Source organism: Streptomyces capillispiralis, assembly GCF_007829875.1.
Classification (GTDB): domain Bacteria; phylum Actinomycetota; class Actinomycetes; order Streptomycetales; family Streptomycetaceae; genus Streptomyces; species Streptomyces capillispiralis.
The window spans coordinates 6,624,579-6,640,707 of the sequence record NZ_VIWV01000001.1; the positions used below are offsets into that span (position 1 = coordinate 6,624,579).

Genomic DNA, 16,129 nt, shown 5'->3' on the forward strand with positions numbered 1-16,129 from the left:
GACGTTCCCGTCGGCCCGTTCCCTTGCCGGGCGTTGTCGGTGGCACCCGATAGCCTGCACAAACAGGCGATCGAAAGGCAGGGCTCGGCGTGCGCGTACTGGGGGTGGACCCGGGGCTGACCCGCTGCGGCGTCGGCGTCGTGGAGGGTGTCGCGGGCAGACCGCTCACCATGCTCGGCGTGGGAGTGGTGCGCACACCGGCGGACGCCGACCTCGGCCACCGCCTCGTCGCCGTCGAGCAGGGGCTCGAACAGTGGCTGGACGAACACCGGCCCGAGTTCGTCGCCGTGGAGCGCGTCTTCAGCCAGCACAACGTGCGCACCGTGATGGGCACCGCCCAGGCCAGCGCCGTCGCCATCCTGTGCGCCTCCCGCCGCGGCATCCCCGTCGCCCTGCACACCCCCAGCGAGGTCAAGGCCGCCGTCACCGGCTCGGGCCGCGCCGACAAGGCGCAGGTCGGCGCCATGGTCACCCGGCTGCTGCGGCTCGCCGCACCACCGAAGCCCGCCGACGCCGCCGACGCCCTCGCGCTCGCCATCTGCCACATCTGGCGCGCCCCCGCCCAGAACCGCCTCCAGCAGGCCGTCGCCCTGCACACCGCGAAAGCGGCCCAGCCGCCCACCGCCCCGCACGCATCGAAAGGCCGCACCACATGATCGCCTTCGTCAGCGGCACGGTCGCCGCCCTCGCCCCCGACGCCGCGGTGGTCGAGGTCGGCGGCGTCGGCATGGCCGTCCAGTGCACGCCGAACACGCTCTCCACGCTCCGCGTCGGACAGCCCGCGCAGCTCGCCACCTCCCTCGTCGTCCGCGAGGACTCCCTGACCCTGTACGGCTTCGCCGACGACGACGAGCGCCAGGTCTTCGAGCTGCTGCAGACCGCCAGCGGCGTCGGACCCCGGCTCGCCCAGGCCATGCTCGCCGTGCACACCCCCGACGCCCTGCGCCGAGCCGTCTCCACAGGGGACGAGAAGGCGCTCACCGCCGTCCCCGGCATCGGCAAGAAGGGCGCCCAGAAGCTCCTCCTCGAACTGAAGGACCGCCTCGGCGAACCCGTCGGCGCACCCGCCGTCGGCCGGCCGGTCACCACCGGCTGGCGCGACCAGCTGCACGCCGCCCTCATCGGCCTCGGCTACGCCACGCGCGAGGCCGACGAGGCCGTGTCCGCCGTGGCCCCCCAGGCGGAGGCCGCCGGGGGCACCCCCCAGGTGGGGCAGCTGCTGAAGGCGGCCCTGCAGACGCTGAACCGCGCCCGATAGCCCTACGGAGAGCCGAGGCATACGCACATGAACTGGGACGACACGACCGACACGCCCGCCGGCGACCGGCTCGTGGGCTCTGTCGCCGACCGTGAGGACCAGGCCGTGGAGGCCGCCCTGCGCCCCAAGGACCTGGGCGAGTTCATCGGCCAGGAGAAGGTCCGCGAACAGCTCGACCTGGTGCTGCGCGCCGCCCGCGCGCGCGGCGCCACCGCCGACCACGTGCTGCTCTCCGGCGCCCCCGGCCTCGGCAAGACCACCCTCTCGATGATCATCGCCGCCGAGATGGAGGCCCCCATCCGCATCACCTCGGGCCCGGCCATCCAGCACGCCGGCGATCTCGCGGCGATCCTCTCCTCCCTCCAGGAGGGCGAGGTCCTCTTCCTCGACGAGATCCACCGCATGTCCCGGCCCGCCGAGGAGATGCTCTACATGGCGATGGAGGACTTCCGCGTCGACGTCATCGTCGGCAAGGGCCCCGGCGCCACCGCCATCCCCCTGGAACTGCCGCCCTTCACCCTGGTCGGCGCCACCACCCGGGCCGGCCTGCTGCCGCCCCCGCTGCGCGACCGCTTCGGCTTCACCGCCCACATGGAGTTCTACGAGCCGGCCGAGCTGGAGCGGGTCGTCCACCGCTCGGCGAGCCTGCTCGACGTGGAGATCGACGCGGCCGGCGCCGCCGAGATCGCCGGCCGTTCCCGCGGCACCCCCCGCATCGCCAACCGCCTGCTGCGCCGCGTCCGCGACTACGCGCAGGTCAAGGCCGACGGGGTGATCACCCGGGACATCGCCGCGGCGGCCCTCGCGGTCTACGAGGTCGACGCCCGCGGCCTGGACCGGCTGGACCGGGCCGTGCTCGAGGCCCTGCTCAAGCTGTTCGGCGGCGGACCGGTCGGCCTGTCCACGCTCGCCGTCGCGGTGGGGGAGGAGCGTGAGACCGTGGAGGAGGTGGCGGAGCCCTTCCTGGTCCGGGAGGGCCTGCTCGCCCGCACCCCGCGCGGACGGGTCGCCACCCCGGCGGCATGGGCCCACCTCGGCCTCACCCCGCCCCGCGCCCACTCCGCCGGAAACGGACAAGGGGACCTGTTCGGGGCGTGACGGCGAGGACGATGGCCCAGGCAGGAACCCCGGTGCCATGCTGAGCGTTGTTCCCTGCGCGCGGACTCGCTTAGACTCCGCCGATGCCACCGTTGTCGGCGGCATCGCATACCCCCAACCATCAGGCCGTTCACCATCGCGGTCGTGTGAAGGAAGTTCCGACCCGTGAGTCTCCTGACCCTCCTCCCGTTCATTGTGCTCATCGGGGCCATGTTCCTGATGACCCGGTCGGCCAAGAAGAAGCAGCAGCAGGCCATCGACATGCGGAACCAGATGCAGCCCGGTTCCGGAGTCCGCACCATCGGGGGCATGTACGCCACGGTCAAGGAGGTCAACGAGGACACGGTCCTCCTCGACGCCGGCCCGGGTGTGGAACTGCTGTTCGCCAAGAACTCGATCGGCGCCGTCCTCACCGACGACGAGTACAACCGCATCGTCCACGGCATCGAGCACGACCTGAAGTCCGACGCCGACGTCGTCCCCGACGACGCCTCCTCCCTCACCGAGACCGACGACTCCTCCGACGCTGCCGCCGCCTCCGACGACACGCCTGTCGACCTCGGCAAGAAGGACGCGGCCGACGAGCCGGCCGACGCCGACACCACCGACGACGCCAAGGCGGACGCACAGTCGAAGAAGTCCGACGGCGACTCCGAGGCGAAGTAGTCGTGTCCCGGGGCGCGCGGGTACTGCCCGCGCGCCCCTGGACATGCCCAGCTCGCACGGAATCCCGACACCATGTCATGGCCACACCCGCCCCCTGACCCGGGGCGAGGCGGCCCGAGAGGGAGTACGAGAAGGTGGCAGCACCTAAAAAGGGCGGGAACGCGGGCGCCCAGAGCAAGCCGTGGCGCTCGCTGGCCCTGATCCTGATCGCCATCGTGGCGCTCACGGGGGGCATGTTCGCATCCGGGCACACCACTCCGCGGCTCGGCATCGACCTGGCCGGCGGTACGAGCATCACCCTGGCGGCGGTCCCCGAGGCCGGCCAGGAGTCCGCGATCAACAAGACCAACATGGACACGGCGGTCTCCATCATGGAGCGCCGGGTCAACGGTCTCGGTGTCTCCGAGGCGGAGGTCCAGACCCAGGGCACCCGCAACATCATCGTCAACATTCCCAAGGGCACGAACTCCAAGCAGGCCCGGGAACAGGTCGGCACCACCGCGAAGCTCTACTTCCGTCCCGTGATCGCCACCGAACTCGCCGGTGGCGGCGCCGCCCCCACGCCCAGCGCGACCGGCGAGGGCTCGGAGCAGGACACCGGCGGGGACAAGGCGACCGACAAGGCCACGGAGAAGGCCACCGACGGCTCCTCCCCGTCCGCCTCCGGCAGCCCCTCGGCGAGCACCACCACCCAGGGCCGTGCGCTCACCGACGCCCTGAAGGCCGACGAGACGCCCTCCGCCTCCCCGAGCGGCGCTGCCGACGACAAGGCCAGCCCCACCCCCTCCGCGACCGGCGGCACCTCCGAGAGCGAGCTCCAGGCCCAGTACGCCGCGCTCGACTGCACCAAGGAGGACGTCCGCGCCACGGCCGGTGACGGCGCCAAGTCCACCGACTCCACCGTGGCCTGCGGCCAGAACTCCCAGGGCCAGTGGCAGAAGTACATCCTCGGCCCGGCGGCGGTCGACGGCACGGAGGTCGACAAGGCCCAGGCCGTCCTGAACACCCAGACCGGTGCCGGCTGGACCGTCACCATGGACTTCACGGACAAGGGCGCCAAGAAGTTCGCCGACATCACCGGCCAGCTCGCCCAGAAGCAGTCCCCGCAGAACCAGTTCGCCATCGTCCTGGACGGCGAGGTCGTCTCCGACCCCTACGTCAGCCAGGCGCTGACCGGCGGCAACGCCGAGATCTCCGGCAACTTCACCCAGCAGTCCTCGCAGGAACTGTCGAACATGCTGTCCTACGGTGCCCTGCCGCTCTCCTTCCGCGAGGACAGCGTCACCACCGTCACCGCCGCCCTCGGCGGCGAGCAGCTGGAGGCCGGACTGATCGCCGGCGCCATCGGCCTCGCCCTGGTCGTCCTCTACCTGCTGGTCTACTACCGCGGCCTGTCCTTCATCGCGCTCCTGTCGCTGCTGGTGTCCGCCGCGCTCACCTACGTGATCATGTCGCTGCTCGGCCCGACCATCGGCTTCGCGCTGAACCTGCCGGCCGTCTGCGGCGCCATCGTCGCGATCGGCATCACGGCGGACTCGTTCATCGTCTACTTCGAACGGGTCCGGGACGAGATCCGCGAGGGCCGCACCCTGCGCCCCGCCGTGGAGCGCGCCTGGCCGCGCGCCCGGCGCACCATCCTGGTCTCGGACTTCGTGTCCTTCCTCGCCGCCGCCGTGCTCTTCGTCGTCACCGTCGGCAAGGTCCAGGGCTTCGCGTTCACGCTCGGCCTGACCACCGTGCTCGACGTCGTGGTGGTGTTCCTCTTCACCAAGCCGCTGCTGACGCTGATGGCCCGCCGGAAGTTCTTCGCGAGCGGCCACAAGTGGTCCGGCCTCGACCCGCAGGCCCTGGGCGCCAAGCCGCCGCTGCGCCGCACCCGCCGTCCCGTCCGCCCGGCCGCCGGCCCCGTCGACCCGAAGGAGGCGTGAGAGATGTCGAAGCTCGGCAACCTCGGCGCCCGACTGCACCACGGCGAGGTCGGCTACGACTTCGTCAAGAACCGCAAGATCTGGTACGGCATCTCCATCCTGATCACCATCACGGCCATCGTCGGCCTGGCGGTGCGCGGCCTGCACATGGGCATCGAGTTCCAGGGCGGAGCGGTCTTCACCACCCCGAAGAACATGAGCGTCTCGGTCGCCACGGCCGAGGAGTACGCGGAGGAAGCCTCCGGGCACGACGCCATCGTCCAGAAGCTGGGCGACGGCAGCATGCGCATCCAGGTCGCGGGCATCGACACCAACACCTCGGACAGGATCAAGGACACGCTCGCCGAGGACCTCAAGGTCGACGCGGAGCAGATCAACGCCGAACTGGTCGGTCCCAGCTGGGGAGAGCAGATCGCCAACAAGGCCTGGCAGGGCCTCGGCATCTTCCTCATCCTGGTCGTGATCTATCTGGCGATCGCCTTCGAATGGCGCATGGCGGTCGCCGCGTTCGTCGCGCTGATCCACGACATCACCATCACGGTCGGCATCTACGCCCTCGTCGGCTTCGAGGTCACACCGGGCACGGTGATCGGTCTGCTGACCATCCTCGGTTACTCGCTGTACGACACGGTCGTCGTCTTCGACAGCCTCAAGGAACAGACGAGAGACATCACCAAGCAGACCCGCTGGACCTACAGCGAGATCGCCAACCGCTCCATCAACAGCACCCTGGTCCGGTCCATCAACACCACGGTGGTCGCGCTGCTGCCCGTGGCGGGCCTGCTGTTCATCGGTGGCGGTGTCCTCGGCGCCGGCATGCTGAACGACATCTCGCTGTCGCTGTTCGTCGGCCTCGCCGCCGGCGCGTACTCCTCGATCTTCATCGCCACCCCGCTCGTCGCCGACCTCAAGGAGCGCGAGCCGGCGATGCGGTCGCTGAAGAAGCGCATCCTCGCCAAGCGCGCCCAGGCCCCGGCCGGGGGCGAGCCCGAGGACGCCACGGTCTCCGACGGCGACTACGGCGACGAGCCCGAGGACGCCGCACCCGCCGTCGTCGGCCCCCGCGACCAGTCGGCCTCCCGCGGCCGCGGCCGCGGCCGTCCCTCCGGGAAGCGCCGATGACCGGGATCGCGGACCTGCTGCTCAGCCGCATCCGGGACGTGGCGGACTACCCGGAGCCGGGCGTGATGTTCAAGGACATCACCCCGCTCCTGGCGGACCCCGCCGCCTTCACCGCGCTCAGCGACGCCCTGGCGGACATCGCCCGCGACACCGGCGCCACCAAGGTCGTCGGCCTGGAGGCCCGGGGCTTCATCCTCGGCGCCCCGGTCGCCGTCCGCGCGGGCCTCGGATTCATCCCCGTACGCAAGGCGGGCAAGCTCCCCGGAGCCACCCTCAGCCAGGCCTACGACCTGGAGTACGGCTCCGCCGAGATCGAGGTCCACGCGGAGGACATCTCCGCCGACGACCGCGTCCTGGTGGTCGACGACGTCCTCGCCACCGGAGGCACCGCCGAGGCGTCCGTCCAGCTCATCCGCAGGGCGGGCGCCGAGGTCGCGGGCCTCGCCGTCCTGATGGAGCTCGGCTTCCTCGGGGGCCGCGCCCGGCTGGAACCGGTCCTGGCCGGCGCCCCGCTGGAGGCGCTGCTCACGGTCTGACCGGCCGGGGCACGGACGCGGAGCCCCTCACCCCACCACGCGGGCGGACCCGGAGGAATCCGGTGTCCGCCCCGTGCGTTTCCGGGGTAGACGGTCCTCACACGGCTCCGCAGGCGATCCGCAGGCCAGGGATCGCTACCATGGGGTCTCCGGAGCCTCGACCGGGGGACCCGGATCGCGCACGAGGAGTCCTCTTGCCAGACGAGGCCCAGCACCTGACCGCCGCCAAGCCCGAGTCCGCCTCGGCGGCCGCGGCGAAGCCCGCGCCGACCACGCCCCAGGCCAAGAACGACCCCCGCGGGCCGGTCCAGCACGCCCAGGCCGCCCCCGTCGACAAGCCCGAGCAGCCGCGGCCCAAGCCGGCCCCGTCCGAGCGCTCCGCCCCCGTGGTCCGCCCGAACACCGGACAGCCCGCCCGCTCCGGCTCCTCCAACCGCGTCCGCGCCCGCCTCGCCCGGCTCGGCGTCCAGCGCGCCAACCCGTACAACCCGGTGCTGGAGCCGCTGCTGCGGATCGTCCGCAGCAACGACCCCAAGATCGAGAACGCCACGCTGCGCCAGATCGAGAGCGCCTACCAGGTCGCCGAGCGCTGGCACCGCGGCCAGAAGCGCAAGAGCGGCGACCCGTACATCACGCACCCGCTCGCCGTCACCACGATCCTCGCCGAGCTCGGCATGGACCCGGCCACCCTGATGGCCGGACTGCTGCACGACACGGTCGAGGACACCGAGTACGGCCTGGAGCAGCTCCGCCGCGACTTCGGCGACACCGTCGCCCTCCTCGTCGACGGCGTCACCAAGCTGGACAAGGTCAAGTTCGGCGAGGCCGCGCAGGCCGAGACCGTGCGCAAGATGGTCGTCGCCATGGCCAAGGACCCCCGCGTCCTGGTCATCAAGCTCGCCGACCGCCTGCACAACATGCGCACCATGCGCTACCTCAAGCGCGAGAAGCAGGAGAAGAAGGCGCGCGAGACCCTGGAGATCTACGCGCCGCTCGCCCACCGCCTGGGCATGAACACCATCAAGTGGGAGCTGGAGGACCTCGCCTTCGCGATCCTCTACCCCAAGATGTACGACGAGATCGTCCGCCTGGTCGCCGAGCGCGCCCCCAAGCGCGACGAGTACCTCGCCATCGTCACCGACGAGGTGCAGCAGGACCTGCGGGCGGCCCGCATCAAGGCGACCGTCACCGGCCGCCCGAAGCACTACTACAGCGTCTACCAGAAGATGATCGTCCGCGGCCGTGACTTCGCGGAGATCTACGACCTGGTGGGCATCCGCGTCCTCGTGGACACCGTCCGCGACTGCTACGCGGCCCTCGGCACGGTGCACGCGCGGTGGAACCCGGTCCCCGGCCGGTTCAAGGACTACATCGCGATGCCCAAGTTCAACATGTACCAGTCGCTGCACACGACGGTCATCGGCCCCGGCGGCAAGCCCGTCGAACTGCAGATCCGCACCTTCGACATGCACCGCCGCGCCGAGTACGGCATCGCCGCGCACTGGAAGTACAAGCAGGAGGCCGTCGCCGGCGCCTCCAAGGTCCGCACCGACGCGCCGAAGTCCTCCGGCAAGGACAAGGACGCCATCAACGACATGGCGTGGCTGCGGCAGCTCCTCGACTGGCAGAAGGAGACCGAGGACCCGGGCGAGTTCCTGGAGTCGCTGCGCTTCGACCTCTCCCGCAACGAGGTCTTCGTCTTCACCCCCAAGGGCGACGTCATAGCGCTCCCGGCCGGCGCCACCCCGGTCGACTTCGCCTACGCGGTCCACACCGAGGTCGGCCACCGCACCATAGGGGCCCGGGTCAACGGCCGCCTCGTCCCGCTGGAATCCACCCTGGACAACGGCGACCTGGTGGAGGTCTTCACCTCCAAGGCCGCAGGCGCCGGCCCCTCCCGCGACTGGCTCGGCTTCGTCAAGTCGCCGCGCGCCCGCAACAAGATCCGCGCCTGGTTCTCCAAGGAGCGCCGCGACGAGGCGATCGAGCAGGGCAAGGACGCCATCGTCCGCGCGATGCGCAAGCAGAACCTGCCGATCCAGCGGATCCTGACCGGCGACTCCCTGGTCACCCTGGCGCACGAGATGCGCTACTCGGACATCTCCGCGCTGTACGCGGCGATCGGCGAGGGCCATGTCTCCGCGCAGAACATCGTGCAGAAACTGGTCCAGGCGCTCGGCGGCGAGGAGGCGGCCACCGAGGAGATCGACGAGACGGTCCCGCCGGCCCGCGGCCGCTCCCGCAAGCGCCGCTCCAGCGCCGATCCGGGTGTCATCGTCAAGGGCGTCGAGGACGTGTGGGTCAAGCTCGCCCGCTGCTGCACGCCGGTGCCCGGCGACCCCATCATCGGCTTCGTGACCCGCGGCAGCGGGGTGTCCGTCCACCGCAGCGACTGCGTCAACGTCGACTCGCTCTCCCGCGAGCCCGAGCGGATCCTCGAGGTCGAGTGGGCGCCCACCCAGTCCTCGGTGTTCCTGGTCGCCATCCAGGTCGAGGCACTGGACCGCTCCCGGCTGCTGTCGGACGTCACCCGCGTGCTGTCGGACCAGCACGTCAACATCCTCTCCGCGGCCGTCCAGACCTCCCGCGACCGGGTCGCCACCTCCCGCTTCACCTTCGAGATGGGCGACCCCAAGCACCTCGGGCACGTCCTGAAGGCCGTACGGGGCGTGGAGGGCGTCTACGACGTCTACCGGGTCACCTCCGCCCGCAACCGCACGTAGCGCACACGGAAGGGGGCTCCCGCACCACGTGTGCGGGAGCCCCCTTCCGTGTGACCGCGTGATCAGCCGCCGAACTCCTGGAGGCCCTTCAGCGCCTGGTCCAGCAGGGCCTGGCGGCCCTCCAGCTCCCGCTCCAGCTTCTCCGCCTTCGCGGTGTTGCCCTGCGCGCGAGCCTGCTCGATCTGGCCCTTCAGCTTGTCCACGGCGGCCTGGAGCTGACCGGTCAGACCCGCGGCACGCGCGCGTGCCTCCGGGTTCGTCCGGCGCCACTCGGTCTCCTCGGCCTCCTGTAGGGCCCGCTCCACGGCGTGCATCCGGCCCTCGACCTTCGGGCGGGCGTCCCGCGGCACGTGGCCGATGGCCTCCCAGCGCTCGTTGATCCCGCGGAACGCGGCCCGCGCGGCCTTCAGGTCCGTGATCGGCAGGAGCTTCTCGGCCTCCCCGGCCAGCTCCTCCTTGAGCTTGAGGTTCTCGGCCTGCTCCGCGTCACGCTCGGCGAAGACGGAGCTGCGGGCGGCGAAGAAGACGTCCTGAGCGCCGCGGAAGCGGTTCCACAGGTCGTCCTCGTGCTCGCGCTGCGCGCGGCCCGCGGCCTTCCACTCCGACATCAGCTCGCGGTAACGGGCGGCCGTCGGCCCCCAGTCCGTCGAACCCGACAGCGACTCGGCCTCGGCGACCAGCCGCTCCTTGACCCGGCGGGCCTCCTCGCGCTGCGCGTCCAGCTGCGCGAAGTGCTGCTTGCGCCGCTTGGAGAACGCCGACCGCGCGTGCGAGAACCGGTGCCACAGCTCGTCGTCGGACTTGCGGTCCAGCCGCGGCAGACCCTTCCAGGTGTCCACCAGCGCCCGCAGCCGCTCCCCGGCCGCCCGCCACTGGTCGGACCGGGCCAGCTCCTCCGCCTCGGCGACCAGCGCCTCCTTGGCATGACGCGCCTCGTCGGACTGCTTGGCGCGCTGCGCCTTGCGCTCCTCGCGACGCGCCTCCACCAGCTCCACGAGCGCGTCCAGCCGCTTCCTGAGGGCGTCCAGGTCACCGACCGCGTGATGGGCGTCGACCTGCTCGCGCAGATGCCCGATCGCGGTCTGCGCGTCCTTGGACGACAGGTCGGTGGTCTTGACACGCTTCTCGAGGAGGCCGATCTCGACAACCAGGCCCTCGTACTTGCGCTCGAAGTAGGCCAGCGCCTCATCGGGAGAGCCGGCCTGCCAGGAACCGACGACCTGCTCGCCGTCGGCCGTACGCACGTACACGGTCCCCGTCTCGTCGACGCGGCCCCACGGGTCGCTGCTCACAGCGCCTCCTCCACATGATGCCGTCGAGGGGGCCTCGAAGCTCCCCCGGGCATCGTCCACAGTTTCGTCACGGCCAACATAGGCGACCGACGGGATGCCTGTCCGCATCCCGCGCGACCGAAATTTCGCAGTTGGGGGTCAGGATGAGGCGACGGTCGCCTTGTCGATCACGACCGTCGCGTTGGGCGCCCCGTCGCCCGCTCCGGTGCTCTCCCCGGCGTCGGCGATCTTCTTCAGCACCTTCATGCCGGACTCGGAGACGGTCCCGAACGGTGTGTAGCTGGGCGGGAGCTGACTGTCCTGGTAGACCAGGAAGAACTGGCTTCCGCCACTGTCCTTCTGCCCGGTGTTGGCCATGGCGACCGTGCCCGCCGGATAGATGTTGTCCTTCAGGCTTTTGTCCTTCAGGTTCTCGTCCGGGATCGTGTAGCCGGGGCCCCCGGTGCCGGTGCCCGTCGGGTCACCGCACTGCAGCACGTAGATGCCGTTGGTGGTGAGCCGGTGGCACTTGCTGTGGTCGAAGTAGCCCTTCTCCGCGAGGAACGCGAAGGAGTTGACGGTGTGCGGCGCCGCCGACGCCTTCAGCTCCACGTCTATCGCGCCACAGGTCGTGTCGAGCTTCAGGGTGTACTTCGCCGACTTGTCGATGGACATCGCCGGCTCCTTCTTCCAGGTCTCCGACTTGACCTTGCCCTCGGCGGGCTTCTCGCACGGGTCCGGCGCCTTGCTCGGCGCCGAGGCGCTCGGCGTCACCTCCGCGTTCGCGTTGGTCTTGTCGTCGTCCTGCTTCAGCGTCCCGGTCGTGTACAGCGCGAGGCTGCCCACGAGGACGACACCGAGCACGGACGCGACCACCGAGTTGCGGATCCGAGACTTGCGCCGCGCCTCGGTGCGCCGCTGCTGCTGCCGCAAGAACTTCTCCCGGGCGAGCTGACGCCGCCGCTGTTCCTGGCTGACCACCGGGTTCTCTCCTCATGCGTCTCGTGTGCCGGCCGGTACGCGTGCGTGCGTGCGGTGAGCCGACCGCCTGCGTGTGCCCCGTACCGTATATGGGTTCGCTGAGGAAACGGCAGCGCCGGTAGGCTCTGACCACGGGCGCAGCCCCGTCGCAAGCCTCCCGTATCGACACAACGAAGGACGATCGTGCTCATTGCCGGGTTCCCCGCCGGGGCCTGGGGGACGAACTGTTATCTCGTCGCCCCCGCCGCCGGTGAGGAGTGCGTGATCATCGACCCCGGCCACCAGGCCGCCCCCGGAGTCGAGGAGGCGGTCCGCAAGCACCGGCTCAAGCCGGTCGCCGTCGTCCTGACGCACGGCCACATCGACCACGTCGCCTCGGTCGTCCCGGTCTGCGGAGCGCACGACGTACCGGCCTGGATCCACCCCGAGGACCGGTACATGATGAGCGACCCCGAGAAGGGCATAGGCCGCGCCATCGGGATGCCGCTCATGGGCGAGCTGACCGTGGGGGAGCCGGACGACGTCCGCGAACTGACCGACGGCACGAAACTGGAGCTGGCGGGCCTGGAGCTGACGGTCGCGCACGCGCCGGGCCATACCAAGGGGTCGGTGACCTTCGGCCTGCCCGAGGCGGCGGACATCCCGCCGGTGTTCTTCTCGGGCGACCTGCTGTTCGCCGGCTCCATCGGACGCACCGACCTGCCCGGCGGTGACATGGCCGAGATGCTCGACTCGCTGGCCCGCGTGTGCCTGCCGCTCGACGACTCGACCGTGGTGCTGTCCGGCCACGGCCCCCAGACGACCATCGGCCGGGAGCGCGCCACCAACCCGTATCTGCGGCAGGTGGCGTCCGGCCCGGGAGCGGATGTGGACGCTCCCCGACGAGGAATGTGACGAGAGACCTCCGTGAGCACCTTCAAGGCCCCCAAGGGCACGTACGACCTGATCCCGCCGGACAGCGCCAAGTACCTCGCCGTCCGCGAGGCCATCGCCGCCCCGCTGCGCGGCTCCGGCTACGGCTACATCGAGACCCCCGGCTTCGAGAACGTCGAACTGTTCGCGCGCGGTGTCGGCGAGTCCACCGACATCGTGACCAAGGAGATGTACGCCTTCGAGACCAAGGGCGGCGACCGCCTCGCCCTGCGCCCCGAGGGCACGGCGTCCGTGCTGCGCGCCGCCCTGGAGGCCAACCTGCACAAGGCCGGCAACCTCCCGGTCAAGCTCTGGTACTCCGGCTCGTACTACCGCTACGAGCGCCCGCAGAAGGGCCGTTACCGCCACTTCTCCCAGGTCGGCGCCGAGGCGATCGGCGCGGAGGATCCCGCCCTGGACGCCGAGCTGATCATCCTGGCCGACCAGGCGTACCGCTCGCTGGGCCTGCAGAACTTCCGCATCCTGCTCAACAGCCTCGGCGACAAGGAGTGCCGCCCGGTGTACCGGGCCGCGCTGCAGGACTTCCTGCGCGGCCTGGACCTCGACGAGGACACCCTGCGCCGCGCGGACATCAACCCGCTGCGCGTCCTGGACGACAAGCGCGAGTCGGTGCAGAAGCAGCTGACCGGCGCCCCGCTGCTGCGCGACTACCTGTGCGACGCCTGCAAGGCGTACCACGAGGAGGTCCGCGAGCTGATCACGGCCGCGGGCGTGGCCTTCGAGGACGACCCCAAGCTGGTGCGCGGCCTGGACTACTACACGCGCACCACCTTCGAGTTCGTCCACGACGGCCTCGGCTCGCAGTCCGCCGTGGGCGGCGGCGGCCGCTACGACGGCCTGTCCGAGATGATCGGCGGCCCCGCGCTGCCCTCCGTCGGCTGGGCCCTCGGCGTCGACCGCACGGTGCTGGCCCTGGAGGCGGAGGGCGTCGAGCTCGAACTCCCCGCCACCACCAGCGTGTTCGCCGTCCCGCTCGGCGAGGAGGCCCGCCGGGTGCTGTTCGCCAAGGTCACCGAGCTGCGCAAGAACGGCGTCGCCGCCGACTTCGCCTACGGCGGCAAGGGCCTCAAGGCCGCCATGAAGGCCGCCAACCGCTCGGGCGCCCGCTACGCCCTGGTGCTGGGCGAACGCGACCTCGCCGAGGGCGTCGTCCAGCTCAAGGAGATGGAGTCCGGCGAGCAGACCGCGGTCGGCATCAACGAGATCGTGGCGGAGCTGGAGTCCCGGCTCGGCTGAGCCCTCCCCGCGACCCGCCGAGGCGCCGGATGCCCGCCGAGGGCACCGGCGCCTTCGCCGTCAACGCAAGCATCCCGGTTCCCCCGGCCGGATGATCTCGGACGGAACGTCTGTACGGCCGTCCCCCGCGCACCGGCCGAAACCGCACGCCCACGGGCGACCGCCCGGCCTTGCTTATGTCCGCACAACGGCGCATCCACAGCCCCGTACGGCACAATGGCCCTGCCCGAAGCAGGTCCCACCCACTCGTGACGGAATCGGCGTGATGAGCAAGACGACTGTCAGGGACGTCGACATGGAGCCCGAACCCTCGCCCTCGCCGCAGCGCTCCGCCGCCGCGCCGCGCACGGAGGGCGCGAGCCGGGCGTTCGCCCTGCTCCTGGTGATCACCGGCGCGGCCGGTGTGCTCGCCGCCTGGGTGATCACGCTCGACAAGTTCAAACTGCTCGAGGCCAAGGTCAGGGGCGAGACGTTCGTCCCCGGGTGCAGCCTCAACCCCGTCGTCTCCTGCGGCAGCGTGATGGAGAGCGACCAGGCCGCCGTCTTCGGCTTCCCCAACCCGATGCTCGGCCTCGTCACCTACGGCATCGTGGTGTGCGTCGGCATGAGCCTGCTGGCCCGGGCCCGCTTCCCGCGCTGGTACTGGCTCACCTTCAACGCGGGCACGCTCTTCGGCGTCGTCTTCTGCGCCTGGCTGATGTTCCAGTCCCTGTACCGGATCAACGCCCTGTGCCTGTGGTGCTGCCTGGCCTGGGTCGCCACGATCGTCATGTTCTGGTACGTCACGTCGTTCAACGTCCGCCAGGGCTTCCTGCCCGCCCCGGGCTGGCTGAAGGGCTTCTTCGGCGAGTTCACCTGGGTGCTGCCGGTCCTGCACATCGGGATCATCGGCATGCTGGTCCTCACGCGCTGGTGGGACTTCTGGACCAGCTGATCGCCCGTCCCCGGGCTGTCGGTGCGGTGCCTTAGGGTTTCAGCGTGGAGCCCGACCTGTTCACCGCCGCAGCAGAAGAACGCCAGGAGAAGGATCCGACCGGCAGCCCCCTGGCGGTCCGGATGCGCCCGCGCACCCTCGACGAGGTGGTGGGCCAGCAACACCTGCTGAAGCCCGGCTCCCCCCTGCGCAGACTGGTCGGCGAGGGGGCCGGGGGCCCCGCGGGGCCCTCCTCGGTGATCCTCTGGGGCCCGCCCGGCACCGGCAAGACGACCCTCGCCTACGTGGTCTCCAAGGCCACCAACAAGCGCTTCGTCGAGCTGTCCGCGATCACCGCCGGCGTCAAGGAGGTCCGCGCGGTCATCGACGGCGCCCGCCGCGCCTCCGGCGGGTACGGCCAGGAGACCGTCCTCTTCCTCGACGAGATCCACCGCTTCAGCAAGGCCCAGCAGGACTCCCTGCTCCCCGCCGTCGAGAACCGCTGGGTCACCCTGATCGCCGCGACCACCGAGAACCCCTACTTCTCGGTCATCTCCCCCCTGCTCTCCCGGTCCCTGCTGCTCACCCTCGAACCGCTCACCGACGAGGACGTCCGGGGCCTGCTGAAGCGCGCGCTCACCGACGAGCGGGGCCTGAAGGGCGCCGTCACGCTCCCCGAGGACACCGAGAACCACTTCCTGCGCATCGCCGGCGGTGACGCCCGTCGCGCGCTGACCGCCCTGGAGGCCGCCGCGGGGGCCGCCCTCGACAAGGGCGAGCCGGAGATAACCCTGGCCACCCTGGAGGAGACGGTCGACCGGGCGGCCGTGAAGTACGACCGCGACGGCGACCAGCACTACGACGTCGCCAGCGCCCTGATCAAGTCGATCCGCGGCTCCGACGTCGACGCCGCCCTGCACTACCTGGCCCGCATGATCGAGGCCGGTGAGGACCCGCGATTCATCGCCCGCCGGCTGATGATCTCCGCCAGCGAGGACATCGGCCTCGCCGATCCGAACGCACTGCCCCTCGCCGTCGCCGCGGCCCAGGCCGTCGCCATGATCGGCTTCCCTGAGGCCGCCCTCACCCTCAGCCACGCCACCATCGCCCTCGCCCTGGCCCCCAAGTCCAACGCCGCCACCACCGCGATCGGCGCCGCCCTCGACGACGTGCGCAAGGGGCTGGCCGGACCGGTGCCGTCCCATCTGCGGGACAGCCACTACAAGGGCGCCACCAAGCTCGGCCACGGCCAGGGGTACGTGTACCCGCACGACCTGCCCGAGGGCATCGCCGAACAGCAGTACGCGCCGGACGCCCTGAAGGACCGCGCGTACTACGAGCCCACCCGGCACGGCGCGGAGGCGCGGTACGCGGACGCGGTGGAGTGGACCAGGAAGCACCTGGGGCGGAAGCGGTCCTGACCACCCTGTAGACTTGCCCGAAGTGCTGCGTCCCGTGTCCGGC

General features: G+C 70.9%; 14 protein-coding genes. 12 read left to right on the forward strand and 2 right to left on the reverse strand.

Features of this window, described 5'->3' with window-relative positions; all coding sequences use genetic code 11:
• Positions 1-89: 89 nt before the first annotated feature.
• The 8 genes from ruvC (at position 90) to relA (ending at position 9,331) form a co-directional block, all read left to right on the forward strand.
• Positions 90-656: a crossover junction endodeoxyribonuclease RuvC gene (gene ruvC / locus FHX78_RS29040; protein WP_145870352.1), complete on the forward strand. Its 567-nt coding sequence runs from the start codon at positions 90-92 to the stop codon at positions 654-656.
• Entirely contained in the window at positions 653-1,258 is a 606-nt protein-coding gene (gene ruvA, locus FHX78_RS29045; RefSeq protein ID WP_145870353.1) for a Holliday junction branch migration protein RuvA, read from the forward strand. The genes ruvC and ruvA overlap by 4 nt, the downstream gene beginning before the upstream one ends.
• Positions 1,259-1,285: 27 nt before the next feature.
• Complete coding sequence (ruvB, locus tag FHX78_RS29050) at positions 1,286-2,356, forward strand: Holliday junction branch migration DNA helicase RuvB (protein ID WP_145870354.1); 1,071 nt, start codon at positions 1,286-1,288, stop codon at positions 2,354-2,356.
• Between the two features lie 165 nt (positions 2,357-2,521).
• Complete coding sequence (gene yajC / locus FHX78_RS29055) at positions 2,522-3,022, forward strand: preprotein translocase subunit YajC (protein ID WP_145870355.1); 501 nt, start codon at positions 2,522-2,524, stop codon at positions 3,020-3,022.
• A gap of 134 nt (positions 3,023-3,156) precedes the next feature.
• Complete coding sequence (gene secD, locus FHX78_RS29060; protein ID WP_145870356.1) at positions 3,157-4,950, forward strand: protein translocase subunit SecD; 1,794 nt, start codon at positions 3,157-3,159, stop codon at positions 4,948-4,950.
• Positions 4,951-4,953: 3 nt separating this feature from the next.
• A complete protein-coding gene (secF, locus tag FHX78_RS29065; RefSeq protein WP_145870357.1) occupies positions 4,954-6,072 on the forward strand; it encodes a protein translocase subunit SecF in 1,119 nt (372 codons plus the stop codon).
• A complete protein-coding gene (locus FHX78_RS29070; protein WP_145870358.1) occupies positions 6,069-6,608 on the forward strand; it encodes an adenine phosphoribosyltransferase in 540 nt (179 codons plus the stop codon). The genes secF and FHX78_RS29070 overlap by 4 nt, the downstream gene beginning before the upstream one ends.
• Positions 6,609-6,802: 194 nt before the next feature.
• Positions 6,803-9,331, forward strand: a complete 2,529-nt coding sequence (gene relA, locus FHX78_RS29075; protein ID WP_145870359.1) for a GTP pyrophosphokinase — start codon at positions 6,803-6,805, stop codon at positions 9,329-9,331.
• A 62-nt stretch (positions 9,332-9,393) separates the two neighbouring features.
• On the opposite strand, the gene FHX78_RS29080 is transcribed toward relA, so the two are convergent.
• Complete coding sequence (locus tag FHX78_RS29080) at positions 9,394-10,623, reverse strand: DUF349 domain-containing protein (protein ID WP_145870360.1); 1,230 nt, start codon at positions 10,621-10,623, stop codon at positions 9,394-9,396.
• Positions 10,624-10,761: 138 nt separating this feature from the next.
• Positions 10,762-11,583, reverse strand: a complete 822-nt coding sequence (locus FHX78_RS29085) for a peptidylprolyl isomerase (RefSeq protein WP_145870361.1) — start codon at positions 11,581-11,583, stop codon at positions 10,762-10,764.
• Between the two features lie 183 nt (positions 11,584-11,766).
• Between FHX78_RS29085 and FHX78_RS29090 the strand changes: the two genes are divergently transcribed.
• From FHX78_RS29090 to FHX78_RS29105, 4 genes are all read left to right on the forward strand, one after another.
• Positions 11,767-12,477 (forward strand): MBL fold metallo-hydrolase, encoded by a 711-nt coding sequence (locus FHX78_RS29090; protein WP_145870362.1) that lies wholly within the window; start codon positions 11,767-11,769, stop codon positions 12,475-12,477.
• Between the two features lie 12 nt (positions 12,478-12,489).
• Positions 12,490-13,752: a histidine--tRNA ligase gene (gene hisS / locus FHX78_RS29095; RefSeq protein WP_145870363.1), complete on the forward strand. Its 1,263-nt coding sequence runs from the start codon at positions 12,490-12,492 to the stop codon at positions 13,750-13,752.
• Positions 13,753-14,017: 265 nt separating this feature from the next.
• Complete coding sequence (locus tag FHX78_RS29100) at positions 14,018-14,686, forward strand: vitamin K epoxide reductase family protein (RefSeq protein ID WP_145870364.1); 669 nt, start codon at positions 14,018-14,020, stop codon at positions 14,684-14,686.
• Positions 14,687-14,730: 44 nt separating this feature from the next.
• A complete protein-coding gene (locus FHX78_RS29105; protein WP_145870365.1) occupies positions 14,731-16,086 on the forward strand; it encodes a replication-associated recombination protein A in 1,356 nt (451 codons plus the stop codon).
• Positions 16,087-16,129 lie beyond the last annotated feature (43 nt).